General features: G+C 27.4%; 9 protein-coding genes and 1 pseudogene. 3 read left to right on the top strand and 7 right to left on the bottom strand.

Features of this window, described 5'->3' with window-relative positions; genetic code table 11:
• Positions 1-108: 108 nt before the first annotated feature.
• The 4 genes from CMOL_RS03940 to fliW form a co-directional block, all read right to left on the bottom strand.
• Complete coding sequence (locus CMOL_RS03940) at positions 109-558, bottom strand: hypothetical protein (protein ID WP_200280451.1); 450 nt, start codon at positions 556-558, stop codon at positions 109-111.
• Positions 555-1,226, bottom strand: a complete 672-nt coding sequence (locus tag CMOL_RS03935) for a prepilin-type N-terminal cleavage/methylation domain-containing protein (RefSeq protein ID WP_200280454.1) — start codon at positions 1,224-1,226, stop codon at positions 555-557. The genes CMOL_RS03940 and CMOL_RS03935 overlap by 4 nt, the downstream gene beginning before the upstream one ends.
• Positions 1,223-1,525: a hypothetical protein gene (locus CMOL_RS03930; protein ID WP_200280491.1), complete on the bottom strand. Its 303-nt coding sequence runs from the start codon at positions 1,523-1,525 to the stop codon at positions 1,223-1,225. Before CMOL_RS03930 ends, CMOL_RS03935 begins: the two co-directional genes overlap by 4 nt.
• A gap of 98 nt (positions 1,526-1,623) precedes the next feature.
• Complete coding sequence (gene fliW, locus CMOL_RS03925; RefSeq protein ID WP_137623419.1) at positions 1,624-2,025, bottom strand: flagellar assembly protein FliW; 402 nt, start codon at positions 2,023-2,025, stop codon at positions 1,624-1,626.
• Between the two features lie 155 nt (positions 2,026-2,180).
• Here fliW and bamD point away from each other — a divergent pair, with 155 nt between their 5' ends.
• Positions 2,181-2,828 carry an outer membrane protein assembly factor BamD gene (gene bamD / locus CMOL_RS03920; RefSeq protein WP_200280494.1) on the top strand — a complete coding sequence of 216 codons (648 nt, stop codon included), beginning with the start codon at positions 2,181-2,183 and terminating at the stop codon, positions 2,826-2,828.
• Between the two features lie 15 nt (positions 2,829-2,843).
• A complete protein-coding gene (gene lon / locus CMOL_RS03915) occupies positions 2,844-5,222 on the top strand; it encodes an endopeptidase La (RefSeq protein WP_239819811.1) in 2,379 nt (792 codons plus the stop codon).
• Between the two features lie 36 nt (positions 5,223-5,258).
• Here lon and rpsR read toward each other — a convergent pair whose 3' ends face one another.
• From rpsR to rpsF, 3 genes are read right to left on the bottom strand one after another with little or no spacing between them, the layout of a single operon-like run.
• Positions 5,259-5,519 carry a 30S ribosomal protein S18 gene (gene rpsR, locus CMOL_RS03910; RefSeq protein WP_059117862.1) on the bottom strand — a complete coding sequence of 87 codons (261 nt, stop codon included), beginning with the start codon at positions 5,517-5,519 and terminating at the stop codon, positions 5,259-5,261.
• A 12-nt stretch (positions 5,520-5,531) separates the two neighbouring features.
• Positions 5,532-6,047: a single-stranded DNA-binding protein gene (locus CMOL_RS03905; RefSeq protein ID WP_239819810.1), complete on the bottom strand. Its 516-nt coding sequence runs from the start codon at positions 6,045-6,047 to the stop codon at positions 5,532-5,534.
• Positions 6,048-6,055: 8 nt separating this feature from the next.
• Positions 6,056-6,433 (bottom strand): 30S ribosomal protein S6, encoded by a 378-nt coding sequence (gene rpsF / locus CMOL_RS03900; RefSeq protein ID WP_137623415.1) that lies wholly within the window; start codon positions 6,431-6,433, stop codon positions 6,056-6,058.
• Positions 6,434-6,674: 241 nt separating this feature from the next.
• Between rpsF and CMOL_RS07835 the strand changes: the two are divergent.
• Positions 6,675-7,936: pseudogene (locus CMOL_RS07835) on the top strand (MFS transporter).
• Positions 7,937-7,942: the final 6 nt, after the last annotated feature.

The following is a 7,942-nucleotide window of genomic DNA, read 5'->3' as shown; positions in this document are numbered from 1 at the left end:
AGCAATTTGCATAAAAGGTATATGCCAAGAAGAAAAATAGTAAAAAAGTTTAAAAGACATTTTTGCCCTTGATTTTATTTATAATTTTATCAAAATAAAAATAAAAATTTATTTTTTTAGCCAAAAATTTTCTTTTGTATGTAAAATGAAAGATTTATTAATTAAAATTTCATCATTGACCCCTTTTTGAGAATTTAACGCTACATTAATATGAGCGATTATAATTCCATCTTTGCTTAAATTTGCATCTTGGTTGATAGATATTAGTTTAAAATTTTCACATTGAGCTATAGGATAATGATAAGTGATTTGAATTCTGTCATTTGGATTGGGATAATTTAAAACAATAGAATTAAGACATTCTTTATCTTCTAGTTTAGCTTTATATAATAAATATTTAGCGAGTTTTTCATCGATAAGTATTTGCGCTTGTAAATAATAATATGTATCTCTTATAAATCTCGGAGTGTAGCTTAAAAGTGTAGTATTTAAGCTCAACCAAAATCCTAAAAAAGATATTAAAAATATAAGAGTGATTAAAATGTAAGCTTTTTTCATAAAAACAATCTTTTTTCAAGACAATATTCTTGTTTTTGATTTTTCATGCATATTTTTAATTTTGAATTTTGTATCTTGAAAAAACTTATATTTTTGGCTAAGATGGCACTTTGTTTTAATTCATCATTAAATCTGGGTTTAATTTCATAATAAATTTGATCATCTTTAAAAGTAAAATTTAACTCAGCACTTATTGGTATAAAATTTCCAATAAAAGAACTTGATAGATTATTTTCTGATAAAATAAAAATTTTTTGAATTTTATTGTTATTCAAACCATAAATTATATTTTGTTCATCCTTGTATAGTGCTTTTCTATTTTGCAATTGAGTTTGTAAATCACTTTTTGGAGAATATAAAGTGGTATTATTTTCTAAAATTAAAGTAGAATTAAGTAAATGCGTGTTCTTGTCTTCAAGAGTTAATAAGTCATCTTTTAAAAAACAATGGATCAAATTATCATCAATTATATTGATATTAGCGCAAGATTGAAATAATTTTTCTATTTTAAGTAGGGTTAGATGAGTGTTGATAATGAGTTCTTTTGTTTTTAAATTTTTATTATTGAGTTGATAAAATTCCCATAAAGGTTTAGAAAGTATCGTAAGTATTATTCCAGATAAAATAAGTGAAATGACTAATTCAAAAAGAGTGAAAGCTTTTTTCATGGTAAAAAATAGAGAGTGTAATTTTGATCTTGCATATCAAGTCTTTTAAATTTAAATAAATCGTTTTCAATATAATATTCTTTAAATTTTAAATCTTTTAAGTCTTGAGTATGAAGTATAATATCTTTTTGGTTTGGATTTAAATAAAGTTCATCTTGGAGCGTGTATAATTTTTGAAAAATATTTAATTTATTTTCATTATTATGAAAATAAAAAAATAGCTTTGAAAGACTTATAAAGATTATGCTTAAAATAATAATTGATATAATTATTTCTAAAATAGAGAAAGCATTTTTCATATATTTTTTGATTTTTAAAAAAAATTAAATACAAATAGTATTTTCTTGAGGATAAAAAATACTCTTGTATTTAAAGTTATAATTTTAAGATATTTTAATCATTCATTTTCATTTTTTTTAATGTAGTTAGAAATTTGATCAGCTTGAAAAAAGTCAGGATAATTAACTGTGTCAAGAATAACTTGAACCATAGTGTTATTATCAAGATTTATAACTACAGGAGCTAAAAAATTTACTGTAGATTCTTCTATACTTTTAGCAATAGCTACTATATTATAAATTTTCATATTGGAATCAGGTGTTAAAGAAAGCAATTCTTGATAATAAGTTGGTATGTCAAATTCATAATCAGGTCTTATAAGATAAGGATTGATAAGTACAAATGAAAAATTTTTACCATCTAGGCTTTTTAGTCTTACAAATACTTCATCTATAGTTGAAAATTCCATATTTTTAGTTTCTTCAAAACCTAAAATGGGACATTTAACAGCTAAGGTCATTTTTTCTCCTCAAGATTTATAATCATTATTCTATCATAAAATAAGCAATATTAGTTCCAAATTTTAAATTTATTTATCTAAATTTATTATAATTTACAAAAAATAATCGTAAAATAATGATTTATAAGTAAGATAATTCAAAAGGCATAAATTCAATGAAAAAAAATTTTTTTCTTTTTATTTTAATAGGATTTTTTTTAAGTTCATGTAGTGTAAAGACTAATGAGGGCTTATATAATTTAACTGCAAAGGAATGGTATAAACAAATTATTAAAGATTTGCAGGATAAAGATTTGGAAAAAGCTGATGAACATTATAATGGTATGGCTAGCGAACATGTTTCTAATCCGCTTTTGGAAACCACACTTATTATTTTAGCACAGGCGCATATTGACGAAGAAGAGTATCAATTGGCCGAGTTTTATTTGGATGAATATAATAAGAAATTTGGTAGTTCTCGTAATGCTGATTATATACGTTATTTAAAAATAAAGGCTAAATTTGATGCTTTTGGCGTGCCTAATAGAAATCAAGCTTTAATGCTCGAGAGTCAAAAAGAAATCAGCAATTTTTTAAAAGATTATCCAGATACAGAATTTAATCCTTTAGTGCAAACCATGCTGACTAAATTTAATTTAGCAGTTTTTTATCTTAATGATACAATCAAAGATTTATATTATAGAACCGGACGTACTCAAAGTGCTGAAATTTATGAGCAGAAGCTAAGGAAAAGTGAATTTTATAAGCAAAGTATTATAAAACCTGAACTTCCTTGGTATAGAAGTATATTTGAAAAATTTTAATTTTAAAGGAAAATAATGCAAATAGAAGACATACAAAAATATCCAGCTGATTTGCCTGTTTTGGTAGAAGATGAATTATTTTTATATCCTTTTATGATTACGCCTATTTTTATCAATGATTCTGAAAATATGAAAGCCTTAGATCTTGCGATTAAAAAAGATTCTATGCTTTTTGTTGCTCCTTCTAAATTTGAAAACGGAAGAACTTTTGATGAAATTTATGATTGTGGAGTTGTTGGCACCATTATGAGAAAAGTGCCTTTACCTGATGGAAGAATTAAGATACTATTTCAAGGTTATGCTAAAGCTAGGATTATAAAGCCAATTTCTAATAAGCCTTTAGAAGCTACTGTAGATTTAATCAAGGAAGAATTATTAGATGATACCAAAAAAGAGGCTTTGCTTGGGGTTTTGAAAGAAAAAATTAAAGTATTGGCTAATATCAGTCATTATTTTTCCCCTGATTTACTTAGAACTATTGATGAAGGAATGGATGCTTCTAGAATTTGTGATTTGGTTTTGAATATTATACGCATTAAAAAACAAGATGCTTATAATTTTTTCATTTTAACTAATTTAGAAGAAAAAATTTTGAAATTAATTGATTTAATAGTCCAAGAAATTGAGGCAAACAAAATTCAAAAAGAAATTAAAAATAAGGTTCACTCTCGTATCGATAAAGTTAATAAGGAGTATTTTTTAAAAGAGCAACTCAGACAAATTCAAAAAGAGTTGGGAAGTGATTCTCAAAAAGAAGATGAGGTTAGGGATTATTACAAAAGATTAGAAAATAAGAAAAAATTTATGCATGAGGATGCTTATAAAGAAATTAAAAAACAAATTGACAAATTTGATCGCATTCATCAAGATAACTCTGAAGCTTCAATGATACAAACTTATATCGAAACAGCTTTGGATGTTCCATTTGAAAAGATATCTAAAAAAAAGCTTGATATTAAAGAAGTGTCTAAACATCTAAATAATGATCATTATGCTTTAAATAAACCAAAAGAACGCATAGAAGAATATTTTGCTGTTAAAGAGCTTTTAGAAAAGCGTTTAATTTCTGATAAAGATGGAGCTAAAGTTATACTTTGTCTTTATGGTCCCCCAGGTGTGGGAAAAACTTCTTTAGCTAATTCTGTTGCAAAAGCATTAAAAAGAGAACTTATTCGTATTGCTCTAGGTGGACTTGAAGATGTAAATGAGTTAAGAGGCCATCGTCGTACTTATATAGGAGCTATGCCAGGACGTATTACTCAAGGACTTATAGAAGCAAAACAAATTAATCCAGTAGTTGTTTTAGATGAAATAGATAAATTAAATCGAAGTTTTAGGGGTGATCCAAGTGCTGTTCTTTTAGAAATTCTTGATCCAGAACAAAATTCAAAATTTAGGGATTATTATTTAAATTTTAATATTGATTTAAGTAAGATTATTTTTATAGCTACTGCTAATGATATAAGCAATATTCCTGCACCTTTGCGAGATAGAATGGAATTTATAGAACTTAGTTCCTATACGCCTAATGAGAAATTTCATATTGCTAAAAAATATCTCATTCCAGATGAGCTTAAAAAACATGGATTAAAAGCTAGTGAATTAAACATAAGTAATGAAGCTATAGAGCTTATTATTAGTGAATATACTAGAGAATCAGGTGTAAGAAATTTACGCAGAAAAGTAGCTGAAATTTGTCGAAAAAGCGCAAAAAAATTACTTTTAGAAAAAATAAAAAAAATCAATATTGGTGTTAAAAATTTAGAGGAATTTTTAGATAAAAAAGTTTTTGAAATTGAAAAAAATGATGGGGAAGATCGCATAGGACAAGTTAATGGTTTAGCTTGGACAAGTGTGGGTGGTGATGTACTAAAGGTTGAGGCGATTAAAATAAAAGGTAAGGGAAATTTAACTTTAACTGGAAGTTTAGGTGATGTTATGAAAGAATCAGCTAAAATTGCTTTTAGTGTGATTAAAGTTTTAATTGACCAAGGTAAAATCAAAGTTCCTAAAAAATTTATTTTAGATTCCAAAGGTAATGTTTATGATCATTATGATTTACACATTCATGTTCCAGATGGTGCAACCCCTAAAGATGGACCAAGTGCAGGTATCACCATAAGCACTGCTATCGCCTCTGTTTTTAGCGATAAAAAAGTATGTGCCAATATAGCGATGACAGGTGAAATTGATTTAGCGGGAAATGTATTGCCTATAGGAGGATTAAAAGAAAAACTCATTGCTGCTTATAAAGCTGATATAAAAATTGCTTTAATTCCGAAAAAAAATTATGAGAGAGATTTAAAAGATATTCCTAGCGAAGTTAAGGATAATATGAAAATCATTGCTGTGAAAAATTTTGATGAAGTTTTAAAATACGCTTTAATAAAATAAATATCAAGCAAAGGTTAAAAAACCTTTGCTTCTTTTTTATAATCCTTCAAAAGGATTGCTGATTACTTCTTTTCTATCTACTATATAAGGAATTAGAGCAACATGTCTGGCACGTTTAATTGCTACTTCAACCATTTCTTGATATTTTTTGCTTGTCCCTGTTAAGCGACGAGGCATAATTTTAAATCTTTCTGATAAAGCATGTTTTAACATAGCTGTATCTTTATAATCTATAAATTCAACTTTTGCTTCAGTATATTTGCAATATTTACGAGAATATTTTCTTTTTTCTGCCATAGTTAATCCTTTTTAAAATGGTAAATCTGTGTCGTCACTATCATAAGCATCGACATCAATCTCTTTGATTTTTTCTTGGTTTTGATTGGAATTTTGCATCTTTTGTGGAGTTTTTTCAAAATTATTTTGACCTGCATAAGGATCATAGCTTTGATTTTCATAATTTGCATATCCATTGCTAAAATTTCCACTATTTTGAGGAGTATTATTTGCTCCTAGCATTTCCATATTTTCAACTTGAATGCTATGTTTTGAACGATTTTGACCATTTTGATCGCTCCATTGTTCAAATCTTAAGCGTCCTTCAATTAAAATTTTTGATCCTTTTGTGAGATATTGATTTGCAATTTCTGCTGTTCTGCCGTAAAAGCTAATATCAATAAAGCAAGTTTCTTCTCTTTTTTCTCCATTTGCAGTAAAGCGTCTAGTTACAGCAATAGCTGAAGCACCAATCGCATTACCATTTTGCCCGTAACGCATTTCTATATTGCGTGTAAGATTACCAACCAAAACAACTTTATTAAACATTATATTCCTTATTGAATTTCAGGGGTATCTAAAGGTTTAATCTCTTTTTTAGATTGCTTGATACCATGACTTAGTTTTTCCCAAGCCGCAATCTCTTTTTTGTTCTCATATTTTACGATTAAAAATCTAATTATTTCTTCTGTGATTCTTAAAACTCTTTCTAATTCAGCAATTAATTTAGGAGGAGCTTTAAAATAAATTACAAAATATGTTCCACGTTCATATTTTTTAATTTTATAAGCGAGTTTTCTAGTGCCCATTGGAACAACAGTTTCAATTTCTGCACCGTTTTTTGTAAGGACTTCTTTTACGAATTCCAACTTGGTATTAACTTCTTCTTCTGTAAGAGTTGGTTTTAAAATGAATAAAACCTCATAATGTTTCATATATTCTCCTTATGGATATTAAGCCCATAAAATGAGCAAGGATTTTGCAAAGTTTTAATTACTTATGCAAACTTTTAATTATATCAAAATATACTTAATTTATACTTGATTTGATAAAACATTACCAAAGGTAACATTATATATTTAAATTTAATTAAAATATATTTTAAAATTATTCGAATAATATTTTTTATGTTATGATAATTAATAATTCATTAATATAAAAATGAGGAGTGGGGCTATGGAGACAAAACCTATTCGATGGTTTACTTTTATTGTTTTGGTTATTGGGGGAGGAACTGTTTTTAAACTCTCTTCTTTAAAAGATGCATTTTATATTCCTATGCAAGAATTTATGAGTCTTAGTAATACTCAAATTGGTCTTGCACTTTCAGTTTATGGCATAGTCTAAACGGTTGGAAATTTCGCTTCAATTTATATAGCGGATAGATTTTCTAAAAGAAATCTTATCCCATTGTCTTTAATATGTGTTGGTTTGGTTGGAATTTATATTTCCACTTTCCCATCATTTTATGGTATTTTAATCGCTTGGGGATTATTGGCTTTATTTGGCGAGGTGATTTATTGGCCTGTTCTTTTAAAGGCGATTCGCTTGCTTGGAGATTCTACGCAACAAGGAAGACTTTTTGGTTTTTTAGAGGCTGGAAGAGGTGTGGTAGATACCATTGTTGCTTTTAGCGCTTTGGGAATTTTCTTACTTTTAGGTTCTGGAGCAAGTGGGCTTAAGGCTGCTATAATATTTTATAGTGTTTGTATTATCGTTGCAGGTATTTTAGCCTATTTTTTACTTGAGGATGATAAAGTTACTACCACTGATGAACAAGGACGTCAAATTAGTAAAAATCAAGTTGCTTTAAACGGAGTAATAAAGGCTATAAAAACTCCTGAAATTTGGGTAGTCTCTTTAACTATTTTTACAATTTATTCTATTTATTGTGGTTTGACTTCATTTATACCATTTTTAAAAGACATTTATGGTATGCCAGTGGCCTTAGTAGGGACACTTATGGAATCATCAATCAATATACTTTAAAGTTAGTTGGCGGTCCTATAGGTGGGTATTTAGCCGATAAAAAATTTCACTCTTCTACTAGATATTTAAGATTTGCTTTAATTTTAGCAGCTTTTGCGATTTTGATTTTTATTTTAATGCCACATGAAAAACTAAATATTTATTTTGGAATGTGTTTAACTTTAGGTTTTGGAGCAATTGTATTTACTATGCGCGCGACTTTTTTTGCTCCTGTAGATGAGATTAAAATTCCTAGAGAAATTAGTGGAGCAGCTATGAGTATTGCTTGTATTTTTGGATATTCTCCTCAGCTTTTTTGTTTTGCATTATATGGTTTTATTATTGATTATTTCGATAAAAGTTTATTGGGTTACAGGATTGTTTTTGCGCTAATGGGATTTTTTGCAATTTGTGGTGTTGTGGTAACAACTATTTTATTAAAAATGATAGCTAAGAAAAAAATAATTTAAAGGAAG

This window comes from Campylobacter sp. RM10537 (genome assembly GCF_022369435.1).
Taxonomy (GTDB): domain Bacteria; phylum Campylobacterota; class Campylobacteria; order Campylobacterales; family Campylobacteraceae; genus Campylobacter_D; species Campylobacter_D molothri.
Note: the sequence above shows the minus strand (reverse complement) of the source record. Positions and strands in the feature narration are given on the sequence as shown.

Excerpts from the sequence above, each read along its gene's own strand:
- CMOL_RS03940 (WP_200280451.1), bottom strand. The coding sequence starts at position 558 with ATGAAAAAAGCTTACATTTTAATCACTCTTATATTTTTAATATCTTTT.
- CMOL_RS03935 (WP_200280454.1), bottom strand. The coding sequence starts at position 1,226 with ATGAAAAAAGCTTTCACTCTTTTTGAATTAGTCATTTCACTTATTTTA.
- CMOL_RS03930 (WP_200280491.1), bottom strand. The coding sequence starts at position 1,525 with ATGAAAAATGCTTTCTCTATTTTAGAAATAATTATATCAATTATTATT.
- fliW (WP_137623419.1), bottom strand. The coding sequence starts at position 2,025 with ATGACCTTAGCTGTTAAATGTCCCATTTTAGGTTTTGAAGAAACTAAA.
- bamD (WP_200280494.1), top strand. The coding sequence starts at position 2,181 with ATGAAAAAAAATTTTTTTCTTTTTATTTTAATAGGATTTTTTTTAAGT.
- lon (WP_239819811.1), top strand. The coding sequence starts at position 2,844 with ATGCAAATAGAAGACATACAAAAATATCCAGCTGATTTGCCTGTTTTG.
- rpsR (WP_059117862.1), bottom strand. The coding sequence starts at position 5,519 with ATGGCAGAAAAAAGAAAATATTCTCGTAAATATTGCAAATATACTGAA.
- CMOL_RS03905 (WP_239819810.1), bottom strand. The coding sequence starts at position 6,047 with ATGTTTAATAAAGTTGTTTTGGTTGGTAATCTTACACGCAATATAGAA.
- rpsF (WP_137623415.1), bottom strand. The coding sequence starts at position 6,433 with ATGAAACATTATGAGGTTTTATTCATTTTAAAACCAACTCTTACAGAA.